This window comes from Mesorhizobium sp. M7A.F.Ca.US.014.04.1.1, from assembly GCF_003998745.1.
GTDB lineage: Bacteria > Pseudomonadota > Alphaproteobacteria > Rhizobiales > Rhizobiaceae > Mesorhizobium > Mesorhizobium ciceri.
In genome coordinates this window covers 1-23,667 of sequence record NZ_RZRW01000021.1, presented here as the reverse complement: position 1 = coordinate 23,667, position 23,667 = coordinate 1, and the positions used below count along the sequence as shown (strand labels likewise).

The 23,667-nt window shown below is 62.4% G+C and carries 27 protein-coding genes; 17 read left to right on the top strand and 10 right to left on the bottom strand.

Annotated elements, in window-relative coordinates; all coding sequences use genetic code 11:
* The 7 genes from EOA22_RS02920 to phoB form a co-directional block, all read left to right on the top strand.
* On the top strand, positions 1–774 hold a 774-nt coding region (locus tag EOA22_RS02920; protein ID WP_164755199.1), incomplete at its 5' end, for a response regulator.
* Positions 775–1,286: 512 nt separating this feature from the next.
* Entirely contained in the window at positions 1,287–2,315 is a 1,029-nt protein-coding gene (locus EOA22_RS02915) for a substrate-binding domain-containing protein (protein ID WP_027163159.1), read from the top strand.
* Between the two features lie 96 nt (positions 2,316–2,411).
* Positions 2,412–3,878 carry a phosphate ABC transporter permease subunit PstC gene (gene pstC / locus EOA22_RS02910; protein WP_063169148.1) on the top strand — a complete coding sequence of 489 codons (1,467 nt, stop codon included), beginning with the start codon at positions 2,412–2,414 and terminating at the stop codon, positions 3,876–3,878.
* Positions 3,875–5,191 carry a phosphate ABC transporter permease PstA gene (pstA, locus tag EOA22_RS02905; protein WP_063169147.1) on the top strand — a complete coding sequence of 439 codons (1,317 nt, stop codon included), beginning with the start codon at positions 3,875–3,877 and terminating at the stop codon, positions 5,189–5,191. The genes pstC and pstA overlap by 4 nt, the downstream gene beginning before the upstream one ends.
* A gap of 17 nt (positions 5,192–5,208) precedes the next feature.
* The gene (gene pstB, locus EOA22_RS02900; RefSeq protein ID WP_013529271.1) at positions 5,209–6,027 is read left to right on the top strand and encodes a phosphate ABC transporter ATP-binding protein PstB; all 819 of its coding nucleotides are present in this window, start codon (positions 5,209–5,211) and stop codon (positions 6,025–6,027) included.
* Positions 6,028–6,053: 26 nt separating this feature from the next.
* Positions 6,054–6,761: a phosphate signaling complex protein PhoU gene (phoU, locus tag EOA22_RS02895; RefSeq protein ID WP_013529272.1), complete on the top strand. Its 708-nt coding sequence runs from the start codon at positions 6,054–6,056 to the stop codon at positions 6,759–6,761.
* Positions 6,762–6,777: 16 nt separating this feature from the next.
* On the top strand, positions 6,778–7,467 hold the full coding sequence (gene phoB, locus EOA22_RS02890) for a phosphate regulon transcriptional regulator PhoB (protein ID WP_010911896.1): 690 nt from the start codon (positions 6,778–6,780) through the stop codon (positions 7,465–7,467).
* Positions 7,468–7,483: 16 nt separating this feature from the next.
* Here phoB and EOA22_RS02885 read toward each other — a convergent pair whose 3' ends face one another.
* Positions 7,484–8,731, bottom strand: coding sequence for an ROK family protein (locus EOA22_RS02885; RefSeq protein WP_063169146.1), 1,248 nt, complete (start codon positions 8,729–8,731; stop codon positions 7,484–7,486).
* Positions 8,732–9,000: 269 nt separating this feature from the next.
* Between EOA22_RS02885 and xylF the strand changes: the two genes are divergently transcribed.
* The 4 genes from xylF to EOA22_RS02865 all read left to right on the top strand — a co-directional run bounded on the left by xylF (position 9,001) and on the right by EOA22_RS02865 (position 14,104).
* On the top strand, positions 9,001–10,041 hold the full coding sequence (gene xylF / locus EOA22_RS02880) for a D-xylose ABC transporter substrate-binding protein (protein ID WP_013529274.1): 1,041 nt from the start codon (positions 9,001–9,003) through the stop codon (positions 10,039–10,041).
* Positions 10,042–10,183: 142 nt separating this feature from the next.
* Positions 10,184–11,536, top strand: coding sequence for a sugar ABC transporter permease (locus tag EOA22_RS02875; protein WP_063169145.1), 1,353 nt, complete (start codon positions 10,184–10,186; stop codon positions 11,534–11,536).
* Positions 11,537–11,547: 11 nt separating this feature from the next.
* A complete protein-coding gene (locus EOA22_RS02870; protein ID WP_063169144.1) occupies positions 11,548–12,348 on the top strand; it encodes an ATP-binding cassette domain-containing protein in 801 nt (266 codons plus the stop codon).
* Positions 12,349–12,475: 127 nt separating this feature from the next.
* Complete coding sequence (locus EOA22_RS02865) at positions 12,476–14,104, top strand: CHASE domain-containing protein (protein ID WP_063169143.1); 1,629 nt, start codon at positions 12,476–12,478, stop codon at positions 14,102–14,104.
* 95 nt (positions 14,105–14,199) lie between these two features.
* Here the strand turns inward: EOA22_RS02865 and EOA22_RS02860 are convergent, their stop codons facing one another.
* From EOA22_RS02860 to EOA22_RS02835, 6 genes are all read right to left on the bottom strand, one after another.
* Positions 14,200–14,445, bottom strand: coding sequence for a YMGG-like glycine zipper-containing protein (locus tag EOA22_RS02860; protein ID WP_013529278.1), 246 nt, complete (start codon positions 14,443–14,445; stop codon positions 14,200–14,202).
* Between the two features lie 83 nt (positions 14,446–14,528).
* Positions 14,529–14,855 carry a hypothetical protein gene (locus tag EOA22_RS02855; RefSeq protein ID WP_013529279.1) on the bottom strand — a complete coding sequence of 109 codons (327 nt, stop codon included), beginning with the start codon at positions 14,853–14,855 and terminating at the stop codon, positions 14,529–14,531.
* Positions 14,856–14,976: 121 nt separating this feature from the next.
* Positions 14,977–15,156, bottom strand: coding sequence for a hypothetical protein (locus EOA22_RS02850; protein WP_063169142.1), 180 nt, complete (start codon positions 15,154–15,156; stop codon positions 14,977–14,979).
* 123 nt (positions 15,157–15,279) lie between these two features.
* A complete protein-coding gene (locus tag EOA22_RS02845) occupies positions 15,280–16,311 on the bottom strand; it encodes a sensor histidine kinase (RefSeq protein ID WP_063169141.1) in 1,032 nt (343 codons plus the stop codon).
* Positions 16,312–16,490: 179 nt separating this feature from the next.
* Positions 16,491–16,658 (bottom strand): DUF1328 domain-containing protein, encoded by a 168-nt coding sequence (locus EOA22_RS02840; RefSeq protein WP_013529282.1) that lies wholly within the window; start codon positions 16,656–16,658, stop codon positions 16,491–16,493.
* A 227-nt stretch (positions 16,659–16,885) separates the two neighbouring features.
* Positions 16,886–17,680, bottom strand: coding sequence for a response regulator (locus EOA22_RS02835; RefSeq protein ID WP_013529283.1), 795 nt, complete (start codon positions 17,678–17,680; stop codon positions 16,886–16,888).
* A 213-nt stretch (positions 17,681–17,893) separates the two neighbouring features.
* Here EOA22_RS02835 and EOA22_RS02830 point away from each other — a divergent pair, with 213 nt between their 5' ends.
* Complete coding sequence (locus tag EOA22_RS02830) at positions 17,894–18,097, top strand: NepR family anti-sigma factor (protein WP_032809255.1); 204 nt, start codon at positions 17,894–17,896, stop codon at positions 18,095–18,097.
* Positions 18,098–18,100: 3 nt separating this feature from the next.
* Positions 18,101–18,652 carry an RNA polymerase sigma factor gene (locus tag EOA22_RS02825; RefSeq protein ID WP_013529285.1) on the top strand — a complete coding sequence of 184 codons (552 nt, stop codon included), beginning with the start codon at positions 18,101–18,103 and terminating at the stop codon, positions 18,650–18,652.
* A 13-nt stretch (positions 18,653–18,665) separates the two neighbouring features.
* On the opposite strand, the gene EOA22_RS02820 is transcribed toward EOA22_RS02825, so the two are convergent.
* Positions 18,666–19,037, bottom strand: coding sequence for a response regulator (locus EOA22_RS02820; RefSeq protein ID WP_027163154.1), 372 nt, complete (start codon positions 19,035–19,037; stop codon positions 18,666–18,668).
* A gap of 168 nt (positions 19,038–19,205) precedes the next feature.
* Between EOA22_RS02820 and EOA22_RS02815 the strand changes: the two genes are divergently transcribed.
* The 3 genes from EOA22_RS02815 (at position 19,206) to EOA22_RS02805 (ending at position 20,892) form a co-directional block, all read left to right on the top strand.
* Positions 19,206–19,967, top strand: coding sequence for a Crp/Fnr family transcriptional regulator (locus tag EOA22_RS02815; RefSeq protein WP_027163153.1), 762 nt, complete (start codon positions 19,206–19,208; stop codon positions 19,965–19,967).
* A 128-nt stretch (positions 19,968–20,095) separates the two neighbouring features.
* Positions 20,096–20,422 (top strand): DUF883 family protein, encoded by a 327-nt coding sequence (locus EOA22_RS02810; protein ID WP_013529287.1) that lies wholly within the window; start codon positions 20,096–20,098, stop codon positions 20,420–20,422.
* Positions 20,423–20,433: 11 nt separating this feature from the next.
* On the top strand, positions 20,434–20,892 hold the full coding sequence (locus tag EOA22_RS02805) for a hypothetical protein (protein WP_013529288.1): 459 nt from the start codon (positions 20,434–20,436) through the stop codon (positions 20,890–20,892).
* Positions 20,893–20,905: 13 nt separating this feature from the next.
* Here the strand turns inward: EOA22_RS02805 and EOA22_RS02800 are convergent, their stop codons facing one another.
* Positions 20,906–22,381, bottom strand: coding sequence for an HWE histidine kinase domain-containing protein (locus EOA22_RS02800; RefSeq protein WP_164755202.1), 1,476 nt, complete (start codon positions 22,379–22,381; stop codon positions 20,906–20,908).
* A 206-nt stretch (positions 22,382–22,587) separates the two neighbouring features.
* On the opposite strand from EOA22_RS02800, the gene EOA22_RS02795 reads away from it, so the two are divergent.
* Entirely contained in the window at positions 22,588–22,791 is a 204-nt protein-coding gene (locus EOA22_RS02795) for a hypothetical protein (RefSeq protein WP_013529290.1), read from the top strand.
* A 29-nt stretch (positions 22,792–22,820) separates the two neighbouring features.
* Here the strand turns inward: EOA22_RS02795 and EOA22_RS02790 are convergent.
* Positions 22,821–23,667 (bottom strand): diacylglycerol kinase family protein (locus EOA22_RS02790; protein WP_164755197.1); only part of this gene is annotated, 847 nt, incomplete at its 5' end.

Sequence of the window (23,667 nt, the reverse complement as noted above, 5' to 3'; positions counted from 1 at the left end):
GTGCTCGACTACCAGATGCCTGAAATGAGCGGCGCCGAAATGGCGCGGATCGTGCGCAACACCGCTGGCCTTGCCGGAACGCCGATCATCATGCTGACCTCGGTCGACCAGTCGCTCGCCAACACCAGCTATCGCGATCTCGGCATCGATGCCCAGTTGATCAAGCCGGCGCGCTCTTCGGTGCTGCTGGAAACGCTGGTCGCCACCATCCAGCGGCATCGCCACAACACTGGCGGCAGCGACGCGCAGCCGCTCGCGGCCGACGTCGCTGCGAGCAATGTGACGCGGCCGCAGCCCTCGGCACCGTCCGAACAGCGGGCGCTGCTGCAGCCGCCTTCGATTCGCCCCCGGCCACCGGTGGCGGCTGGTGGCGACAGGCTGGACATACTGGTGGCCGAGGACAATGAGGTAAACCAGATGGTGTTCACCCAGATTCTCGGCGAGACCGGTTATGGTTTCGAGATCGTCGGCAATGGCCGCAAGGCGCTCGATGCCTTCGGCCGGCTCAACCCGTGCATGATCCTGATGGATGTCTCCATGCCGGAGATGAACGGTCTCGAAGCGACCGCCGCCATTCGCCGGCTGGAGGAAGAAACCGGCACGCATGTGCCGATCGTCGGCGTCACCGCGCATGCGCTGAAGGGCGACCGCGAGCGCTGCCTGGAGGCAGGCATGGACGACTATCTGCCCAAGCCGATCAGTCCCCGGGCGCTGCTCGAGAAGGTCGAGCGCTGGGTCGGCGCCAGCCGGCAGGCTCAGCGCAACGCCGGGTAGGGCCGGTCCTGCCTGTCCGAGTGCCGGGAATACGGCGAAGATTCGCGCCCTGCCAGCGGCCAAGACTATGGTGCGATCGCACCATATCAAAGGTTGTATCCAGCCGAGACAATGGCGGCGTTCGATTCCTCCCTTTCCAGTTACGGGCGGGAGCAGCGACCGCCGGCATGAGACAGCGTCAACCTACCCCAACGGACCTGTTTTCGGCGATGGCCCGGCCATGACACCGTCTGGCTGAGAGCAACGCGCTCCCGTCCGGCTTTTTTTCGTAAAGGCCGGCTAACCCCAAATCGCTGGCCAATCTCGGCCCCAAGCGGAGCAAGTCTCTGATTCCGGGGACAAAGCCGGGCTGCGTGTTCAGTGCCGGCCAGGCGGCGTTTTGCTCATCGCGATGACGCGTTACCGGGGTGACATCAAACTGTCATGCGACTGTTATAATCGAAGGCTATTGGCCTCAGCGGGCGCCGACTGACGAGCGCCGAGAGACCATCTTCCGAACAGGAGCAGGCCACATGAAGAAATTCCTCTATACGGCGTCGGCCGCTGCGCTTGCGCTCGCCGCGTCGTCCGGCTTCGCCGCCGCGCGCGACCAGATCCAGGTCGCCGGATCATCGACCGTGTTACCTTATGCCAAGATCGTTGCCGAGCAGTTCGGCGAAACGTTCACCAACTTCAAGACCCCGGTCGTCGAATCCGGCGGCAGCGGCGCCGGCATCAAGGAATTCTGCAAGGGCGTCGGCGAAGACACGATCGACATCGCCAACTCGTCGCGTCCGATCAAGGCGGACGAACTCAAGTCCTGCGCCGCCGCCGGCGTGAAGGAAGTCCAGGAAGTCCGGATCGGCTATGACGGCATCGTCTTCGCCACCGACATCAAGGGCCCGGACTGGGCGCTGGTTCCCGCCGACATCTACAAGGCGCTCGCGGCCAAGCTGGTCGTCGACGGCAAGCTCGTCGACAATCCGAACACCAAGTGGAGCCAGGTCAATCCGAAGCTGCCCGACTGGGACATCGCCGCCTACATTCCGGGCGAAAAGCACGGCACGCGCGAAGTGTTCGAGACCAAGCTCCTCGATGCCGGCTGTGACAAGGCTGCTCTCAAGGCCGCCGGCATTGCCGACGACAAGGAAATCGGCAAAACCTGCATTGCCATCCGCAAGGACGGCAAGGCCGTCGACATCGATGGCGACTATACCGAGACGCTCGCCCGCATCGACTCCAACAAGACCGGCGTCGGCGTGTTCGGCCTCGCCTTCTATGAGAACAATGCCGACAAGCTGAAGGTCGCCACCGTGGAAGGTATCGTGCCTTCGACCGAGACGATTGCCAGCGGCAAGTATCCCGTCTCGCGCCCGCTGTTCTTCTACGTCAAGAAGGCGCATCTGGGCGTCGTTCCCGGCCTCAAGGAATATGTCGAGTTCTTCCTCGACGACCAGATGGTTGGCCCGGAAAGCCCGCTCGCCGAATACGGCCTCGTTGCTGCTCCGGATGCCGAGCGTCAGGCCCAGCGTGACGCTTTCGCCGCCGGAAAGTCGATGTAATCAAGCTGCCGAACCGGGGTGCGGGTCAAATCCGCGCCCCGGTTTCACCGCAGGCCGCAATGGTGGCTGCGTTAGAATTTCCCTTGGGGTGGGTCCATGTCGTCCTTGCTCGTACTGGCCATCGTCGTTGCCGTCGGCCTGGTTGCCTTTTTCATCGGCCGGCAGCGTGCCGCGGCCCAGGACAATGGCAAAGTCAAGCCGCATTCGCGTGCCCACTATCACGGCTGGTGGGCCTTCCTGCTCGCCGTCCTGCCTGCTCTTTTGCTGCTTGCCGTCTGGGCCGTCGGTTCTTCGGTCTATCTTGACCGGCACATCCACGCTGCCTTGCCCGAGCGTACCGTCGACAGCAAGGTTGCCAGCGAGGCACTGGATGTCAGCCTGGTAAAGAGCCTCGCCAGGGGCCTGCGCAAACTCGATGCTGGCACACTGGCCGCAATGCCTGCCAGCTTTGCCGAGTTGCAGCCGCTGCTCGCCGCCAAGGGCGTGGCACTGGCGAGCGACACACAGGATTACATGATCCCGATCGCCGTCGAGGCGAACAAGGTCCAGGACCGGCTCGGCCTGTTCGGCGCCATTGTCATTCTGGCTTCCTCGATCGCCGGCGCCTTCTATGCGCTCAGGCAGATCGAGCCGCGCGCCAGGGCGCGCAACAATGTCGAGCGGTTGATGCTGTGGGGGCTGCTTGCCGCCTCCACCATCGCCATCCTGACCACCGTCGGCATCGTGCTTTCGATGCTGTTCCAGACGATCACCTTCTTCGAGAGCGTCTCGCCGATGAGTTTCTTCTTCGGCACGGTCTGGGATCCGCGTTTTGCCGCTGCCGGTTCGGGCGGCAGCCAGGGCCAGTTCGGCCTGATCCCGCTTCTTGCCGGCACGCTCTATATCGCCGCCGTCGCGCTGCTGGTTGCGGTGCCGGTCGGGCTGATGTCGGCTGTCTACATGGCCGAATACGCAACGCCCAGGGTGCGCTCGGTGGTCAAGCCGGCGCTTGAACTGCTGGCCGGCATACCGACCATCGTCTACGGCATCTTCGCCGTCGTCACGCTTGGGCCGTTCCTGCGCGACCTGTCAGCGGCGCTGACCGGCGGCTCGCCGTTCATCCAGGGCCAGAGCATCTTCACCGCCGGCCTGGTCATGGGCGTCATGCTGATCCCGGTCGTCTCCTCTCTCTCAGACGACATCATAACCGCGGTGCCGCGCGCCATGCGCGACGGGTCGCTCGGCCTCGGCGCGACCCGCTCCGAGACGATCAAGCGGGTGATCCTGCCGGCGGCACTGCCCGGCATCGTCGGCGCCATCCTGCTGACTGCCTCGCGCGCCATCGGCGAAACGATGATTGTCGTGCTGGCGGCGGGCGTCGCCGCCAACCTCACCATCAACCCGTTCGAGGCGATGACGACCATCACCGTCAAGATCGTCAACCAGCTCACCGGCGACCTCGAGTTCAATTCGCCGCAGACGCTGGTCGCCTTCGCGCTCGGGCTGACGCTGTTCACGCTGACGCTGGTGATGAACATCGTCGCGCTCTACATCGTGCGCAAATATCGGGAGCAGTACGAATGACCGACATTCCCATGGATACGATGGTCAGGCCGGCGGCCCATCCGCGCCGCGACATCGGCCTGAAGGCCCGTTACGCCGCCGAACGCCGTTTCCGCATCTATGGCGTCGTGGCGATTTCCGTAGGCCTGGCGTTCCTGGCAATCATGCTGATCACCATCGTCTCGAAAGGCTACACCGCCTTCTGGCAGACGACGGTATCGCTGCCGATCACGTTCGACGAGAAGGTGATCGATCCTTCCGGCAAGCGCGCAACCGATCCGAGCGTTCTGATCAAGGCGAATTATCCCAAGCTCGCAGAAAACGCGCTGGTGGCCAAGCTCGGCATCTCTCCTGATGACAAGCCGATGATCCAGAAGCTCAAGGGCTTCCTTTCGGAAGGCGCCCGCGTCCAGTTGCGCGACATCGTTGCCGCCGATCCCTCGGTGATCGGCACGACACGCGACGTCAACATCCTCGCCGCCGCCAATCTCGACTCGGCTTTCAAGGGCCAGATCGACCTCAGTGTCGAGGAAGCGCGACGCAAGGTCTCGGACCAGCAGATCACCTGGATGAACAAGCTCAAGGCCGAGGGCGCGATGGCCGAGCACTTCAACAGCGGCCTGTTCACCTACGGCGCCTCCAGCCGCCCGGAAACCTCGGGCATGGGCGTGGCGATCATCGGCTCGCTTTATATGATGGTGATCGTGCTGCTGCTCGCGCTGCCGATCGGCGTCGCCGCCTCCATCTATCTGGAGGAATTCGCCAAGAAGAACCGTTTCACCGACCTTATCGAGGTCAACATCAACAATCTGGCCGCAGTGCCGTCAATCGTCTTCGGCTTGCTCGGCCTCGCGGTGTTTATCAATTTCCTGGGCATGCCACGCTCCGCCGCTTTCGTCGGTGGCCTGGTGCTGACGCTGATGACGCTGCCGACGATCATCATCGCGACGCGCGCCGCGCTTGCCGCGGTGCCGCCGTCGATCCGCTCGGCAGCTCTCGGCCTTGGCGCCTCCAAGATGCAGATGGTGTTCCAGCACATCCTGCCGCTTGCCGCGCCCGGCATCCTCACCGGCACCATCATCGGTCTTGCGCGCGCGCTCGGCGAAACCGCGCCGCTGCTGTTGATCGGCATGGTCGCCTTCGTCGCCGATCCACCGACGACGCCTTTCGATCCGGCCACCGCGCTGCCGGTGCAGATCTATATGTGGGCGAACGAGGCCGAACGCGCCTTCGTCGAGCGTATGTCCGGCGCCATCATCATCCTGCTCGTCTTCCTCATGGCCATGAACATCACCGCGATCGTGCTTCGGCGTCGGTTCGAGCGGCGCTGGTAGAAAAAAGGCATTTTGGTATGAACATCATGACCGAACAGTCCCTTGAAAACGCAGTGGGCGACAAGATGAAGTCGAACGAAGTGATAAAAATGCGCGGCGACAAGGTCGGCGTGTTCTACGGCGAGAAGCAGGCGCTGTTCGACGTCGATCTCGACGTCCGCCTGAACCAGGTGACGGCGCTGATCGGCCCCTCCGGCTGCGGCAAGTCCACCTTCCTGCGCTGCCTCAACCGCATGAACGACACCATCGATTCAGCACGGGTAACCGGCAAGATCACGCTCGACGAAGAGGACATCTACGACAAGAACATCGATGTCGTCGAACTCAGGGCGCGCGTCGGCATGGTGTTCCAGAAACCCAATCCGTTCCCAAAGTCGATCTACGAGAACGTCGCCTATGGTCCGCGCATCCACGGATTGGCCAAGCGCAAGGCCGACATGGATCAGATCGTCGAGTCCAGCCTGAAGAAGGCGGCGATCTGGAACGAGGTCAAGGACCGTTTGCAGGAACCTGGCACGGGTCTTTCCGGTGGCCAGCAGCAGCGCCTGTGCATTGCACGCGCCATCGCCGTGTCGCCCGAGGTGATCCTGATGGACGAACCGTGTTCGGCGCTCGACCCGATCGCCACCGCTCGCGTCGAGGAACTGATCGACGAACTGCGTCAGAACTATACGATCGTCATCGTCACCCATTCGATGCAGCAGGCAGCGCGCGTGTCGCAGCGCACCGCGATGTTCCATCTTGGCTATCTGGTCGAGGAGGGCGCCACCGACAAGATGTTCACCACCCCCGACGACAAACGCACCCAGGACTACATCACCGGCCGGTTCGGCTGATCTCTGGCATATGAGGGACGAAGATCATGGGTGAACATACCGTTGCATCTTTCGATGAGGATCTGGAGCAGATCAGCCAGCTGATCCGCGACATGGGCGATCTCGCCCGCTCGATGGTCGGTGGCTCGACCAGGGCTTTGCTCAATTCGGACAATGCGCTGGCGCAGCGGGTGGTTTCCGACGACGCCATCATGGATGCACGCCAGCGCGAGCTGGACGATCGTGCCATCACGCTGATCGCCAAGCGCCAGCCAATGGCCAACGATCTGCGTGCGGTGGTCGGTTCGATCCGCATGGCCGGCGACCTCGAGCGCATCGGCGACCTTGCCAAGAACATCGCCAAGCGCGTCGGCACTGTCGGGCTGAGCGTCACGCCGCACGACCTTTCGCATTCGATCGACGCAATGGCGCAGCTGGTGCTGATCCAGGTGCAGGGGGTCGTCGACGAGTATGCCGCCGCTGACGCGGCAGCGCTTGCCACGCTCAGAAACAATGATGAACGCATCGACGTCAAATACACATCGGTGTTCCGCGAACTTCTGACCTACATGATGGAAGATCCGCGCAACATCACGGCGTGCACGCACCTGTTGTTTTGCGCCAAGAACCTCGAGCGGATCGGCGACCACGTGACCAACATCGCCGAAAATGCCTATTATGTTTTGACCGGCACGCAGTTGCCAGCCAACCGTCCGAAGCAGGACGAGACGGCAATGTCCGCGCCAGCGGCATGACAGGGGTGACCAGCCGATGATCGCGCCACGCATCATGGTGGTGGAGGATGAGGAGCCGCTAGGCGTGCTGCTCCGCTACAATCTCGAATCCGAAGGTTACCAGGTCGAGGTGGTGACGCGCGGCGACGAGGCCGAAATCCGGCTGCAGGAGAACGTTCCAGACCTTCTGGTGCTCGACTGGATGGTGCCTGCGGTTTCCGGTATCGAACTCTGCCGCCGGCTAAGGATGCGTCCCGAGACCGAGCGGCTGCCGATCATCATGCTGACCGCGCGAGGCGAGGAAAGCGACCGCGTGCGCGGCCTCTCGACCGGTGCCGACGACTATCTGGTCAAGCCTTTCTCGACGCCGGAGTTCATGGCCAGGGTCAAGGCGCTGCTGCGCCGGGCCAAGCCGGAAGTGCTGTCCAGCGTGCTCAAGGTCGGCGATATCGTGCTCGATCGCGAATCGCACCGTGTCTATCGCAAGAAGAGCGAAATCCGGCTCGGGCCGACGGAATTCCGCCTGCTTGAATTCATGATGCGCCATCCAGGCCGCGTGTTCTCGCGCAGCCAACTGCTCGACAATGTCTGGGGCGAGACGATCTACATCGACGAACGCACGGTCGATGTGCATGTCGGCCGGCTGCGCAAGGCGGTCAACAACGGCCGTATGCCCGATGTCATCCGCACCATCCGTGGGGCGGGTTACGCCATTCGCGAGGACTGAACTCCCTCGTTTGAACTCACGCCACGTTCTTGCCGCCGAGACCGGATCTCGCCTGCACGCCCGGCGCAAAAATCTCCTGATCGACGAAGATTAGCGCCCGCATGGCGCAGCCTTCGCGGATCAGCGGCAGTTCGTTCGGCTCGGTGTCGAAGGAAATCGACTTGGAATGCTGGCCGCCGGCGGTCTGGGCAATCGCTTGCCGCAATGCCGGCTCGATCAGGTCGAAGGCGGCGGCGCTGACGCCGACCATGGCGACCGGCGCCGGATCGATCAGCGCGAACAGGCTGCCGAGGCCGTAGCCGAGCGCTTCGCCGGCCTTGCGATAGGCTTCCCGTTCGGGTCCGTCCCTTTCGCGGGCGGCGGCAGCCAGGGCGCGCATGTCGGCATCGCTGACATCGGCGACGGGTTCTGCATCCTCGCCCATCTGCCGCGCGTTGCGCCAGATGGCATAATTGCCGGCATAGGCTTCGACGCAGCCGCGCCGTCCGCAGCGACACAGCGCCCCGTTCGGCCGATGAATCATGTGGCCGAATTCGCCGCCCGAGGAATGGGTGCCGGTGAACAATTCGCCCTTCAGCACCAGCCCCATGCCGATGCCGTGCGACAAAAGGATAGCGATGAAATCGTCGCGGTAACGATCGGGGTCGCGCCAGCGCAGCGCCACCGCCATCATGTTGCAATCGTTCTCCATAATGGCTGGGATGCCGAACTCGTCTTCGAATATGTCGGCGAAGGCGATGTCGGTGTGCGGCGTGATCGGCGACCACAGCATGGCGCGGGCACGGGTGTCGGTGATGCCCTGGACGGCCAGCGCGATACGGGCGATGCTGCGCACGTCCAGGTCGGGATCTTCCAGGCGGCGCCGCACGATTGCCGTGCACTCACCGATCAGCGAGTCGCGCGACATCGTCAGCGTGTCGAGCCGGCGCTGTTCCTCGGATATTACCTGGCCGGCATAGTCGATGACGGCGACCGAGAGGAAGTTCAGCGACAGCACCACGGTCATTACCGCGGCCGCTTCCGGATTGAGGCTGAGGCCGACCTGCGGACGGCCGCGTTTGAGCGAGCCGGCCTCGCTCGGCTTGCTTTCGGTCAGGATACCTTCGACGATCAGGTCGGATGAGATCGCCGAGATCGTCGAATGGCTGAGGCTTGTGGTTGCGGCGATCTCGGTGCGCGACGGCTGTCCGGCGCGGCGCACCGCCGCGATCACCATCGCGCGGTTGCGGCGGCGCAAATCGTCGTGGCGGATTCCGACCGACATGCTCTTTCATATCCTCCCGGTCGCCGCGGTTCTTCCTGCCCTGGAACGCTGTCGGTGACGCGGTCAAATACTGGCAGAAGCCGCGCGCCGTGTCATTTATTTATTCCGAGGCCCGAAAAAAATTCGAAACGACATCAAAATCCATCAGAATCGATGTTGACAGCGTTCGGGCGTTGGCCCAGTATTTTTTCGAGGCTCGAAAAAATAGGGCCTTTGTGCCGGCCTTCGGGCCAGTTTGGTCGCGCCATACGCGGCGCAGGGAGGATAATATGAAAAGATTCACAGCCGCCATCCTGGCGGGTGCCGCCATGTCGCTGACGCTCGCGTCTGTCGCGCAGGCGAAGGACAAAGTCGTCGGCGTTTCGTGGTCCAACTTCCAGGAGGAACGCTGGAAGACCGACGAGGCCGCCATGAAGACGGCGATCGAGGCCGCCGGCGACAAGTACATCTCCGCCGATGCGCAGTCCAATCCCGGCAAGCAGCTTACGGACGTCGAAAGCCTGATCTCGCAGGGCGCCAATTCCCTGATCATCCTGGCGCAGGATGCTTCGGCCATCGGCCCGGCCGTGCAGAAAGCCCTGGACGAAGGCATTCCGGTCGTCGGCTATGACCGGTTGATCGAGAACAAGGATGTTTTCTATCTGACCTTCGACAACAAGGAAGTCGGCCGCATGCAGGCCCGCGAAGTGTTCAAGGTCAAGCCGGAAGGCAACTACGTCTTCATCAAGGGCTCCGGTGCCGATCCCAATGCCGACTTCCTGTTCTCGGGCTCGATGGAAGTGCTCAAGGAAGCCATTGACAGCGGCAAGATCAAGAATGTCGGCGAAGCCTACACGGATGGCTGGCTGCCCGCCAACGCCCAGAAGAACATGGAACAGTTCCTGACCGCCAACGACAACAAGGTCGACGCGGTGGTCGCGGCCAATGACGGCACTGCCGGTGGCGTCGTCGCGGCGCTGACGGCTCAAGGCTTGGCCGGCACCGTGCCGGTCTCGGGGCAGGACGGCGACCACGCCGCGCTGAACCGCATCGCCCTGGGCACGCAAACCGTGTCGGTGTGGAAGGACGCGCGCGAGCTCGGCAAGAATGCCGCCGAGATCGCCTCGCAACTGGCCGACGGCAAGAAGACGAGCGACATCGCCGGCGCCAAGGACTTCACGACGCCGGGCGGCAACACCGTCAAGTCGCTGTTCCTGACTCCGGTTGCCATCACCAAGGACAATCTCAACGTCGTCATCGACGCTGGCTGGATCAAGAAGGACGAAGTCTGCGCGGGTGTCGCTGCCGGCACCGTCGCGGCCTGTAACTGATCCGGACCACTTCGAAATATCTGAACGCCGCGGCCCAAAAGCCGCGGCGTTTTCTCAAAGAATTGTGTTTCCGCATCATGCGGATAGCTTCTAGGCTGGGCTCCGGCATGCGCGTCAGACGGCCAGCCGGTGGGAGGAAATCATGACCGACACGACGTCCAACCCGCAGGCCGATACGGCGCGCGCGTCGGAACTCGGCGCCGTCGCCCGGTTCCTGAAGGCGACCGAGATCGACACCCGGATGCTCGGCATGATCGGCGCGCTGCTGGTCATCTGGATTGGGCTGCATGTCATTTCCAGCCTGCGCCTCGGCGTCAACCCGCTCGATTTCGACAGCCGCACCTTTCTCACGCCGCGCAATCTGTGGAACCTGTCGGTGCAGACATCCGCGGTCGCCATCATGGCCTGCGGCATGGTGCTGGTCATCGTCATGCGCAACATCGACCTGTCGGTCGGTTCCGCCGAGGGCCTGATCGGCATGGTGATGGGATTTGCCCAGGTGCATTTCCTGGTGCGTTTTGTCGGGCTCGAACTCGGCAATCCGTGGATCTGGGCCCTGGCGCTGGTCATCGGCCTGGCGCTCGGCCTGTTGATCGGCGCCTTTCAAGGCTTCGTCATCGCCTATCTCGAAGTGCCCGCCTTTATCGTGACGCTGGGCGGCCTGCTGGTCTGGCGCGGTGCTGCCTGGTGGGTCACATCAGGCCAGACCGTGGCGCCGCTTAACGCCACCTTTCAGCTGATGGGCGGCGGGCCGGCGGGATCGATCGGCGCAACCTGGAGCTGGGTTGTCGGGATCGTCGCCTGCCTCGCCGTGGTGTTTGGGCTGTTCAACGGGCGGGTGCAGCGCAAGCGTTTCCGTTTTCCGCTACGTCCGATCTGGGCCGAGGCGCTGCTCGGTGTCGTCACCTGCGGCGCCATCATGGGTGCGGTCTGGCTCGCCAACTCCTACCCCTGGCCGATCGGCATCGTGAACAGATATGCGGCCGCCAACAACATCACCGTTCCCGAAGGCGGCCTGTTCATCGCCCACGGTATCGCCATACCGGTGCTGATGGCGGTCGCCGTCGGGCTGGTCATGACCTTCATCACCAACCGCACCCGTTTCGGCCGCTATGTCTTCGCCATCGGCGGCAATCCCGAGGCGGCCAATCTCGCCGGCATCAACACGCGCTGGATCACCATGAAGGTGTTCATGATCATGGGCGTGCTGGCCACGATTGCCGCGGCGATCTCCTCGGCCCGGCAGAATTCGGCCACCAACGTGCTTGGAACGCTCGACGAGCTGCTCGTCATTGCAGCCGCCGTGATCGGTGGCACGTCGCTAGCCGGCGGGTCGGGAACGATCATCGGCGCCATGCTCGGCGCCCTGCTGATGCAATCGCTGCAGTCCGGCATGGTGCTGCTTGGTGTCGACTCGCCGCTGCAGAGCATCGTCGTCGGCGCCGTACTGGTGATCGCCGTGTGGCTCGACACCGTCTATCGCAAGCGCGTCTAGGAGGGCATGCCATGACTGACAAGACTGCTCCTGCAGCCACCGCGCTGATCGACATGAGGAACATCTCGATCGCGTTTGGCGGCATCCGCGCCGTCGACGACGCCTCGATCGATCTTTTCCCCGGCGAGGTCGTGGCGCTGCTCGGCCATAATGGCGCCGGCAAGTCGACATTGATCAAGATCCTGTCCGGCGCCTACAAGCGCGATTCGGGCCAGATCTTCGTCAACGGCGAGGAGGCATCGATCTCCAACCCGCGCGACGCCAAGAAATACGGCATCGAGACGATCTACCAGACGCTGGCGTTGGCCGACAATGTCGACGCCGCCGCCAATCTGTTCCTCGGCCGCGAGTTGATGACCGCCTGGGGCACGCTCGACGACGTTGCCATGGAGGCCGAGGCGCGCAAGGTGATGGGTCGGCTCAATCCCCGGTTCCAGCGTTTCAAGGAGCCGGTGATCAAGCTGTCGGGCGGCCAGCGGCAATCGGTGGCGATCGCGCGTGCGATCCTGTTCAACGCCCGCATCCTGATCATGGACGAGCCGACGGCCGCACTTGGTCCGCAGGAAACGACGCAGGTCGGCGAACTGGTCAAGCAGCTGAAGTCCGACGGCATCGGCATCTTCCTGATCAGCCACGACATCCACGATGTGTTCGAGCTTGCCGACCGGGTCTGCGTCATGAAGAACGGCCAGGTGGTCGGCACCGCCCGCACCACTGATGTCACCCAGGACGAGGTGCTGGGCATGATCATTCTGGGCAAATGCCCGCCAGGCGCCATTCCCGGACCGGGCGCGCTGAAGATCGCGGCCTGAGATCAAGCCAGATCGCGGTTGCCGGACACGTGATATGCCAGCCGTAGGGATGGCTTGGCCTTGGCATTGTGTTGGCAGGGCGACTTGCGCATAAAGGTCCGACATTGCTCAGGGACCGCACGATCCGTTGAAGAAGCTTTTCCCGATCATCGCCTTTATCGCCGTCGCGCTGATCAGCATGGTGATGGCAGGTTTTGCCTACTTCGCCACGCAGGAAGCCGCGCGCATCAAGTTCGAGGCGACTGCCGACGATGCGCTCAACCGGATCGAGAGCCGCATCGACCTGCATCTGTCGCTGCTGCGCTCGACGCAGGCCCTGTTCGACGCCCGCAATGGCGATATTTCTCGCAATGAGTTCAAGGCCTTCTTCACCGCGCTCGATGTCGACAAGAATTTCGCCGGCTTGCGCGGTATCGGCTTCCTCAGGCTGGCAAAGACGGGCGACGAGGCGACGGTCGAACGCGACATGCTGCACGATTATGGCGTCAGTCATCCAATCTACCCGGACACCACGCAACCCTGGCGCACCCCTATCGTGCTGTTCGAACCGCTGGATCCATCCAATCAAGCCGGCATCGGCTACGACATGTTCAGCGAACCGGTGCGGCGTGCGGCGATCGAAAAGGCGATGTCCGACGACCAGCAGCATGCCAGCGGGCTGGTGCAGCTGGGCCAGGACACGGGCGCCGCGCAGACGTTCACCGGCTTCTTCGTTTTCGTGCGGCTCAATGTCGAAACCGCTCCCGACGTCATCAATGCTTCGAGATCCTCGACATCAGGTTTTCTCTATGCGGCCTTCCGGGCTCGCGATCTGTTCCAGACCGCGCTCAGCCGGTCGCCGCTTTTGCCGGTCAACACCGAAATCTATGATGGCGATGGTGCCGTGAACGGCGACAATCTGTTGTTCCGGTCGGAGACGCCGCCGGCTTCCACTTTCGGGAACAGGCTGCTGGTCACGCGAAAGATCATCGTCGCCGGACAGCCATGGACTGTCCTGTTCCGGCCGACAAGCGCCTTCTCGCAGCCGTCGTCGCGCGCCATTCCGGTGATGCTGGGGCTGTTCGGCCTGCTGTTGGCGGGCGCAATCGCGCTTGTGGCGCGCTATCAGGAGCGGGCCTATGAGGCAGCGTCGCGATTGCACGAAACGACGGAAAAGAGCCTGATCGAAAAAGACCTGATGCTGCAGGAGATGAAGCATCGCATCAAGAATTCGATCACCAGGGTGCTGGCGATCGCGCGTCAGACGGCATCGCGGGCGACCGACGTCAACGAGTTTTCAGCGTCCTTCTCGGCTAGGCTGCAGGCGATGGCGGCCTCCCAGGACATGCTGACGCGCTCACGCTGGCAGAAGGCCGATCTTGGCGATCTCCTGCGCATCGAGCTGGGTCAGGTGTTCGGCAAGGAGCTGCCCGATGAGCTGTTGTCGGGACCACAGGTGCTGCTCGACGAAACCACGACGCAAGCGCTCGGCCTGACCTTCCACGAACTGGCGACGAATGCGCTGAAATACGGCGAGGCCGGCAATTCCGTTGGGGCGCTGAAGGTGGACTGGTCGCTCGAAGGCCGAGGGCGCGACAGGGTGCTGGCTCTCAACTGGCGCGAAAACGGGCAGAAGAAACTTGAAGCGCCCGCCGAGACCGGATTCGGCACCAAGCTGATCGACCTCAACGTGACGCGCGAATTGCGCGGTACGATCAAACGGGATTACCAAGCCAATGGGCTGAACGTGGAAATCAAAATTCCACTCGCCAATTGAGCGCGACCGTTGCCGACAAGGGGGAAGCATCCAGACATCAAAAACCCGGAAGCCGGCGGACCGGCCTCCGGATCGACGTTTCGATTATCGCCGAATTAGTTGCAGCGAGCCGTGTAGATCCGGCCGCGATGATCGCGATATTGGCAATAGCCGTTGCGCAGGTTGCGCACCAGCAGGCCGGAACCGGCACCCACGGCCGCGCCGATCAGCGCGCCCTTACCGCCGCCGACCAAGCCGCCGACACCGGCGCCGATCAAGCCGCCGCCAACCACGTCCTTCTCAGTCGAGGTGCAGCCGCTGACCGCGACCACCGCAACCAGGGCAATAATCATCTTCCGCATAGAGTCACTCCTCACTTTGTGTCCTCACTTTAGTAAGCTCCAGCCGCCATTTAGCATGAAATGACGGCCTTTGCTGCTGCAATCTATTGTTGGTGAAGATAGTCTTTTTCTGGGCGTATCGTGTTCGATGCCATTACCAGGCTGGAAATTGCCAAAGACGCGTCAAGCGTACCATCGGCGCGCACATTCCAGACGATCTGATCATAGTCGTCCTCAAGCGCCGGATCGACCGCAAGGCATTTGGCGACGATGTGGTCAGCCTGCCCTTGCACGTCGCCCAAGACGAATGGGCGTTCGGCCACGCATTGCTCGGCCGTCGCGAAAACGCTTACGGGCACCTGGAGTTCACGGCAGTCGGCCATCGTGTTCGAGCAACCGATGACCAGCAACAATGCAGCGATATGTTCCATGGCGAGAAGTCCTCTCGCCATAGTAACGGTCTACATTCGCCAAAGTTCCTGGCTGGCTTGATCGGCCGGGGAAATAAGATGGCGCTACAGCCGATTCGGCCACCGGCCGAAACGAGGTGGCCTAGTAGACCAGTTGGTGCAGGGCGACCGCCATGATCACCGCCACCAAGGCCAGCGCAACTAGGCGCAAAGCTCCGTTGGGAACAGGAGCCAGCGGTGGCGTGGAAGCCTCTGAGTCCTCAAACTCGCCCATGGAAATCCGGGCGGCCTGCTCCAGTCTGTTCATGTCGGCAACCGTCAAGGCATTCCTCCCACCATGCTGTAAATCCTGCTGCGGAAATGTTCGGTGATGCAACAAGTTCCAGCGGTATCTGGGAAAAACAGCATCTGCTTTTATGGTGAACGGCGGGTTAAGGAAGGTCGCTCAATCCGTCTCGAAATTGCCGTGCGGAACGACAAGGCGGTATTCAAGGCGGCCAGCCGCGATTTCGAGCGTCGCCGTTCCGTTCAGTGACGCCGGCACGACCCGTTCGAGTGCGACGCTGCCGAAGCGCTTCTCGCTACGCCTGACATCACTGGCGCCGATTGCCTCCGCCCATGTCAGGGACAGGGAGGTTCCCGTGTCGTCGGCGGTCAGGTTGGCTGTAACATTGACGTACCCGCCGGGCCGCGACAGGGCGCCGTAGCTCACCGAATTGACGGCGAGTTCATGCATCGCAAGGCCGATATGCAAGGCAGCGTTGGGATTGAGATAGGGGTTTGCCCCCTGAAACCTCAGGCTCCGAACCGGATCGCCGCCATAGCGGCCAACCTGGCCCGATACGAGTTCGCGAAGTGCTGCACCCCGCCAGTTGGAAGAGGTCACGAGATCCTGGGACGAGGCCAGCGATTGCAGCCGGCCGCGAAAGCGTGTCAGGAAATCGCCGATGCTGTCGGAGTAGCGGCCGGTCTGGGTGGCTATGCTCTGGATGATCGCCAGCAGGTTTTTCGAGCGATGGCTCACCTCTCGCAACAGCGTCGTCAGGGTCTGCTCGCGGCGCTTCTGCTCCGTCGTCTCGACCATCGTGGTGACGACGCCTTGCACGGTGCCACCATCGCCGTGATCGGCATCGATCCACACCTCGAACCAGCGGCTGCCATCCTCGACGGGAACGCTGATCTCGAGACGTTGGGGGTTGCCGGATGCAATGACGTCGCGCTTGGCCGCGCCGATGCGGTCGGCCTGCGCCTCCGGCAGGATGCCGATGCTGTCGGCGGTGTCCGAAACCCAGGGCGCACGCATGTTGCGCGCCCATACGGTTTTCATCTCGCGATCCTGGTAGAGAACGGAAATGCCGGCATTGTGCAACGCGTGAAGAAGAGCACGGCCGAGCTGCATGCCGCTGTCGGCGGGATGGAGGGCGATGACTTCATCGCTTTGCACGGCGTCTTTCCTGTTTCCGGTCCTGGAACCCATCGGCCAATCTGTCCACCCAATTCAGGCTGAACGGCTCATCGTTGAATGGGTTCCAAACAGGTTTCCGGAAAACCCGCCGCCAAAAACGGTCCGCCGGACGGCGTCCTTTGAGGGACACCGCCCGGCGGTGGCTGGAAACCGTTTGAGGGGTGCGGCTTCCAGTGTTCGGCCGTCCGTCCTTACGAAGCCCGTTTGAACAGGCCCGCAAGAAGCGAAATGACCAGGAAGGCGAGGAAGATGAAAAACAATATCTGCGCTATGCCGGCGGAGGTACCGGCGATGCCGCCGAAACCAAGCGCGCCGGCGATGATGGCAACGACGAGAAATACGAGCGCCCAGTAAAGCATGATCCATCTCCTTCGAATGGTGCGATGAAAACGTGGGTGGTTGCGGTTTGTTCCCACCCTTTGCCGAAAAAGACCGTGCTTGCAAATCGTTCGAGCGGAACCGCAGGAATTCACCGTCGCCGCCCGGGTGCATCAGGCGGCACGAAGTGACGAATTGATCATCTGGAGAGATTCGGGAGCGAGGCTATCGCCTTGGGTTCGTCAATTCCTCCACTCCCAATTCCCGACTATGCGGCGGCTTTCGCCTGCCGGTCAAAGAACAGTGCCTGGCTGATCAGCGCCTTGACCATGTCGGGATTGAACGGCTTGGTGACCAGGAAGGCCGGTTCCGGTCGTTCCCCAGTCAACAGGCGCTCGGGGAAGGCGGTGATGAAGATGACCGGCACCGACGTCGATGACAGGATTTCGTTCACGGCCTCGATGCCGGAACTGCCGTCGGCAAGCTGGATGTCGGCCAGCACCATCTTCGGCCGCGTCTTGCCGAACATCATCACTGCCTCGGCATGGGTGCGCGCCGTTCCAACGACGCGGTGCCCCAGGCTCTCGACCATTTCTTCGATATCCATGGCGATCAGCGGTTCATCCTCGATGATCAGAACGTCGGTTGCCACCTGACGGGATATCTCGTTGCTCGCCTGCGCAAGCAGCTCTGAAAACTCCTGGTCACCGACGTCAAGGATCTCAGCCGCTTCCTCCTCGCTGAAGCCTTCGACCGCCACGAGCAGGAAGGCCTGACGGGGCCGCGGCGCGATCGCATTCAGATTGGCGGCGGTGCGCTGTTCCCACGCCGATTGCGCCTGTTCCTGTGGAACGCGGATGGCGACCGATGTGAAAAGCTTGGCGAAAACCTTGTACAGCGCGATGCGGTCGCTCGATGCTTCGGGAAATATCTCGATATCGGCGATGATGGCTTCAAGCATCGCAGCGACCAGCGCGTCACCACTCTCTTGCGACCCGGAAACAGCCCGCGAGAAGCGGCGCAGGAAGGGCAGATGTGGTGCGATGGTGGCGGATAAGCTCATGGTAAGACGTCTCCCTCAGAATGACGCGATTGCGTAGCAGGTCAAGCTGACTGCAAGCCGTGATAACGCGGATTTTTTGAAAAAGTTCCACCTCGACGGAACAAAAGCCGGGGAGTGGCGTTTGTGGTGGGGATGGGCAACCAGACGAGGGCGCCGCTTGCGTTGTGTTGAGTACGGTAAGAGCGGCTTGAGCGCTGGGAATACAAGGGCAAAATGAAGGATATGACGAAAGATATTCTGACTGGCGCCGAGAGCAGGCGCCGGAACGGTTCTGGTGACGCTCTTGGGCCGAACTCCGAAATCGGACGCAAACTCAAACAATATTACGACGCGCTGGTCTCCGACGATGTGCCGGATCGCTTTTCCCAGTTGCTTAGCCAACTGGAACAGGCTGAACCCGCACAGAAGAAGGACTGAGGCATGGCCGCGGTCTCACAAGGCTTCAAGACTGATCTGCTTGGGGCAATCCCAAGTCTGCGCGCGTTTGCCGTGTCGCTGACGCAAAATGCCGATAAAGCCGACGACCTCGTCCAGGAAACACTCGTCAAGGCTTGGGACAAGCATGAGAGCTTCCAGCCCGGCACCAATCTCAAGGCCTGGCTTTTCACCATCCTGCGCAACGAGTTCTATTCGCAAATGCGCAAGCGCGGGCGCGAAGTGCAGGACAGCGACGGTATCATGACGGCCAGGCTTGCCGTTCATCCGGCCCAGCACGGTCAACTCGACCTGAAGGACTTTCGCGGGGCGCTGGAGCAGTTGCCGGAGGACCAACGCGAAGCCATCATCCTCATCGGCGCATCTGGTTTCTCCTACGAGGAGGCCGCGGAGATCTGCGGCTGCGCGGTGGGGACGATCAAGAGCCGCGTCAGCCGAGCCCGTACCCGCTTGCAGGAGATCCTGAAAATATCAGGTGAGGACGAGTATGGTCCGGACGCGATTTCGGCCCAGGTAACGAGTTCGCCGGCGAGCTGACCGCGATCGCGTCTCAAGCGCGTCCGCAGGCCGCCGCGACCGCTTGCACCAGGTCTTCGCCTGAGTAGGGTTTGCCAACCAGCCTGACGCCCGGAAACGATGCCTTGATTTCATCGGCATCCGAATAGCCGGACGCAAACACGAAAGGTATGCCTGCCGCGCGCAGCCCGGAAGCGAAATCGATCGTCGAGGCGCCGCCCAGCATCAAGTCGACAATGGCTGCATCGAATCGCGTGGCGACTTCCCGGCCATCGACCTCGGTCAGGTCACGGGCGATCACCACCTCATCGGCGCCATGATCGCGGCAAAGTTGCTCGACATCCATGGCGATGAGAAATTCGTCCTCCAAAACGAGAATCCGCAATCCGTCAAGCAATGTGGGCACAGGCAAAGACTCCTTGAAACGCCGGAGTCATGATCGCTAATTGGCTTGATGTCATTTAAAAAAGACATGTGGCCAGCGGGCGGAACCTCAATCCTTGCAACGCGTTGAAACGCGGCTCTCCAAGAGCGGCTTTCGAAGGGGGTCGAGCGGGCTTTCGAAGGGGGCGAAATGTCAGTCCAGAACAATAACGCTTTCTCCAGCCGCCAATATCCTTGCGAGAACTGCCCATTGCGGCCGTTGCCGGTTTTCCGCGACTTCGAAGAACAGGAGCTGGCCTTCATCAGCAAATTCAAGAAGGGTGAACTCGCGGTCGATAAGGGCGACACGGTGCTGGTGGAGGGAAGCCATAGCGCCCATCTCTACACCGTGCTCTCCGGCTGGGCGTTTCGCTACAAGCTGCTGCGGGACGGCCGTCGCCAGATCCTCAATTATCTCATGCCCGGGGATCTGATCGGCCTGCAAGGCAGTGTGATGGGCGAGATGCAGCATTCCGTCGAGGCACTCTCACCGATGCTGCTGTGTGTTTTCGAGCGCGAATATCTGCACGAGCTGTACCGCAATCATCCCGGGCTGGCCTACGACATCACCTGGATCGCATCGCGCGAGGAGCGGATGCTGGACGAGAATCTGCTCAGCCTCGGGCGCCGCAGTGCGATCGAGCGCGCCGCCTATCTCATCGCCTTCATCGGCAGCCGGGCCAAGGTCGTCGGACTGAATGGCAGCCAATCCGTCCAGATACCGATCACGCAGCAGCACATTGCCGATACGCTCGGCCTGTCGCTGGTTCACACCAACAAGACGATCCGCAAGCTGATGGATCGCAAGCTGATCGTCTGGCGCGACGGCGGCTGCGCGGTCTCCGACAATGAAGGGCTCAAGCGGCTCGCCGGCTGGGAAGGGCTGGGCGAGGCGCGCCGGCCACTAATCTGAGGAAGCGTCTTTTTGCGAAGCCGGCGGATCGGGTGCGCGCCGATGCGTTTTCGGCTACTTTGTCCGCAGTGGCGGAACCATGAGGTGCGCAGCGCGTTTGAAACCGAGCAATCACAAGGAGTTAAGCCATGGCCACTGCCGCAGGAAAGACCGCAACCGACGCCCGTGCAAATGCGGACCTGGAAGCCGACATCAGGCAGTTGAAGGCCGACATCGACAAGCTCACCAAACAACTGGCCAAGACCGGCGAGCATGGCTATGGCACCGCGCGCCGTGCAGCGACAGAAGGGGTCGAGCAGTTGCGCGCGCAGGGCGAAGCAGCCTTTGACAGCTTGCGCAGCAATGCCAAGGACATCGAAGCGCAGATGATGGCAAGCGTGCGTGAAAAGCCGGTGACGTCACTGGCAATCGCCGCTGGCGTCGGCTTCCTTTTCGCGCTCATCGCGCGTCGCTAGTCGCGCTACAGATGGGAATGTTGGCAACCCTGATCTCGGGCCTCGCCTCGGGGGAAACCGTGGCCGCCGTTCACCGGGCGCGCACGGCGGCAATCGTCTATGTGATCGCCATGGCCGCTGCGCTTTGCGGTCTCGGCTTTCTGGTCGGGGCCGCCTATATCTGGACGGCGATGCGCTACGGCTCGCTTGCCGCCGCGCTCGGGTTTGGCGCCGGTTTCCTAGTGCTCGCCGGACTTATCCTGCTGATCTACCGGATATCCGCAGGTTCGCGCGCCCGGCGCCGGGCGCAGCGCCGCAATGCCGACATGAAGGCGATCGGCGTCACCGCCGCACTCGCCGTGCTGCCGAGCCTGCTCAAGGGAAAAGGCGGTCTCGGCGCCATTCTGGGGCCGGCCGTGGCGCTCGCGGCCTACGCCATCTACCGCGAGAATGTGAAATCCGACGATCCGGATGAGAGCGAGCGGACATAGAGCTGTTGGGAGATCACTTCGACAGCTCTTCCAGGGGCATCGATATTTCGGCAAACACGCCTTCCGGCCGGAATTCATGGGTCACTTCGCTGGAAATGACCTTGGCCAGGCTGCGGCGAATGAGGATAGAGCCGAAGCCTTGCCGATCCGGCGGAGCGACTTGCGGCCCGCCGCTTTCGCGCCAGGTCAGCACAAGACGCCGGGCATCCTTCCTGCCTTGCGTCCTCCAGCCGAGGACGACCCTGCCTGACGGCACCGACAGCGAGCCATATTTCAGCGCGTTGCTGGCGAGTTCATGCAGGATCAGGCCAAGCCCGACGGCCTGGTCGGGCGACAGCAGCAGGTCGTCGCCGGAGATCGTCATGCGCGGCTGCTCGGCCGTTTCGAAAGGTCTGACCTCGATCTGGACGAGTTCACTGATGCCGATGCCACGCCACTCGCGGTCCGACAACAGATTGTGGGCGATGCCCAAGGCCTGAAGCCTGGCGCCGAAGGCCTCGAGGAACTGGCTTGGCTGGCGGGCATGGCGCACGGTCTGGGTTGCCAGCGCCTGGACGGTCGCCAGAGTGTTCTTGACGCGATGGTTGAGTTCACGCAGCAGCAGCCGTTGCCGTTCGTCGCCGAGCTTGCGCTCGGAGATGTCGTAATTGACGCCGAAGATCAATGTCGGCTTGCCGTCGCCGTCACGCTCGATCACACGGCCGCGCGTGGCGAGCCAGCGCGGCGGGTGAAAGCCCTTCACCCGGTATTCGCCGAAATAGTCGTCGCTGCCGGTCAAGGCGTCGCGAAAGCGGGTTTCGGTCTGGTAGACGTCGCGCGGATCGATGGCGGTGAGGATGTCGCGTGCGCGCAGCCGGTTGGAGCGCGGCAGGTTGAACAGCTCCGACATCAATGTGTCGCATTCGATGACATCGGTGCGGATATCCCATGCCCAGCTGGCGAGCGAGGCCGCATCGAGTGCGATGGCGCGTCGTTTTTCCTCGCGCGCAAGTGCGGCCTCGGCGATCGCGCCGCTGCGGGTTGCGTCCTTTAGGGTGAACAGGCTGGCGGCCAGGCCGGCGAGCGCCTTCAACTGGTCGAGCTCGGTTCGGGATGGAAAACCATGCGGCTCGCGGTCGAGCACGCACAGCGTGCCGATGCGGGCACCTGCCACGATCATCGGCGCGCCGGCATAGAAGCGGACATGGTGCTTTCCGGTGACCAGCGGGTTGGTCTTGAAACGGGGGTCCGCCGTTGCATCCACGACCACCATCGGCTCGTCGCCGGCGGCAATCGCATGGGCGCAGAAGGAGACGTTGGTCGCGGTTTCGGTCTCGTCCAGGCCGAAGCAGGATTTGAACCAATGCCGTTCAAGGTCGACGAGTGTGACCAGGGCCATCGGCACCTGCATCACCGCTGCGGCAAGGCTGCTGACGCGGTCGAAATCGGGGTCGGCCGCCGTATCCAGCATCTCCAATCCGTGCAGCACGGCCAGCCGGTCGATATCCATGACTGCTAGCGCAACTTCGGCCGGCAGATCGGGTGCTGTTTGCGTCTTGCCAATCACCCCAATTGCCTCGTCCCGGTCTTCGTCGCCGCATGCTTGCGCTGGTGCAAGGCCAGCACGCTTTTCCGGAACCATCCTAGCGAGGAACCGTTACCCGACCATGATTTGCCGGGCGCGCCAGTTGGTGCAGAATGAGACAGGGATCGAGCATGGCCAAGATCATTCCAGAAAACAAGGCGCGGCAGGGGCGATGGGGCTGGCATGGATTTCGGATCCTGATCGCCGCACTGCTTCTGGTGTTTGCTGCATGGGGCATTGCCGAGATCTATGGTGTGTTGATCAAGGCGCCTAACAGCGATGAACAGCATGTCCCCACACCGCCCAACACCACCGAGCAGGCTCCTGCCGGGTAAAGCGGGCCTGTCCGTTGCGCCGCACCTCATCAGGCGGCTCTCGACTGGGCCGCGCTCGCCGGAACCAATACATTCAGTGCGCCAGGCTGAATCTCGATTACCGTTTCACGGTCAAGCCTGACCAGTTCGCCGTCCATGACGGCGCGAAATTTGCGGCTGCCCGAATGGATTTTCAGCACCGTTCTGTTTGTCTGGTGGATTTCGACATGTTCGTTGTCGCGCCATTTGCCGCGCGCCATGTTGAAGAAGAACTTGACCAGTTCGGCGCGCTGCTTCGCCACCGTGACATAGACACCGAGCACGCCGCCCGCAGGATTGTCGGCATAAGGCAGATGGCCTTCACCGAATAAGTTGTTGGTGATGCCGATGCCGGTGATGCGTGCCGCCATTTCGGCATCGCCGATGCTGAGCGTCACATTCATCGCAGGTGGATTGTTGATCGTTGCCCAAGCCGCCTTGGCCGAGGCGCGGATCTTTCCCAACCGCGAACCGAACTCCATCTTCTGGCGCAGTTGCACCATCTTCGCGTGCATGCCGATCGAGAACTGGTGCACGAAAGGTTGGCCATTGGCCGTCGCCACATCGACAGCAATGATTTCGCCGTCGGCGAAGGATTTCAGCGCCCCGTCGAGCGACTGCGGAATGCCCAACCCGCGTGCGAACAGGTTCATGGTGCCGGCTGGCAATATGGCAAGCGCCTTCTTCGTGCCCATCAGTCGGGCGGCCGCGGCGGAAATGGTCCCGTCGCCGCCACCCGCCAGCACGATGTCGACCGAGCGACGCGAAGCGGCGTTGTCCAGCGTCTCCACCACATCCTTGCCGGCGACAATTTCGATGCTGAGCGAGTGGCCTGCCGTTTCCAGCGTCTGATGCTTC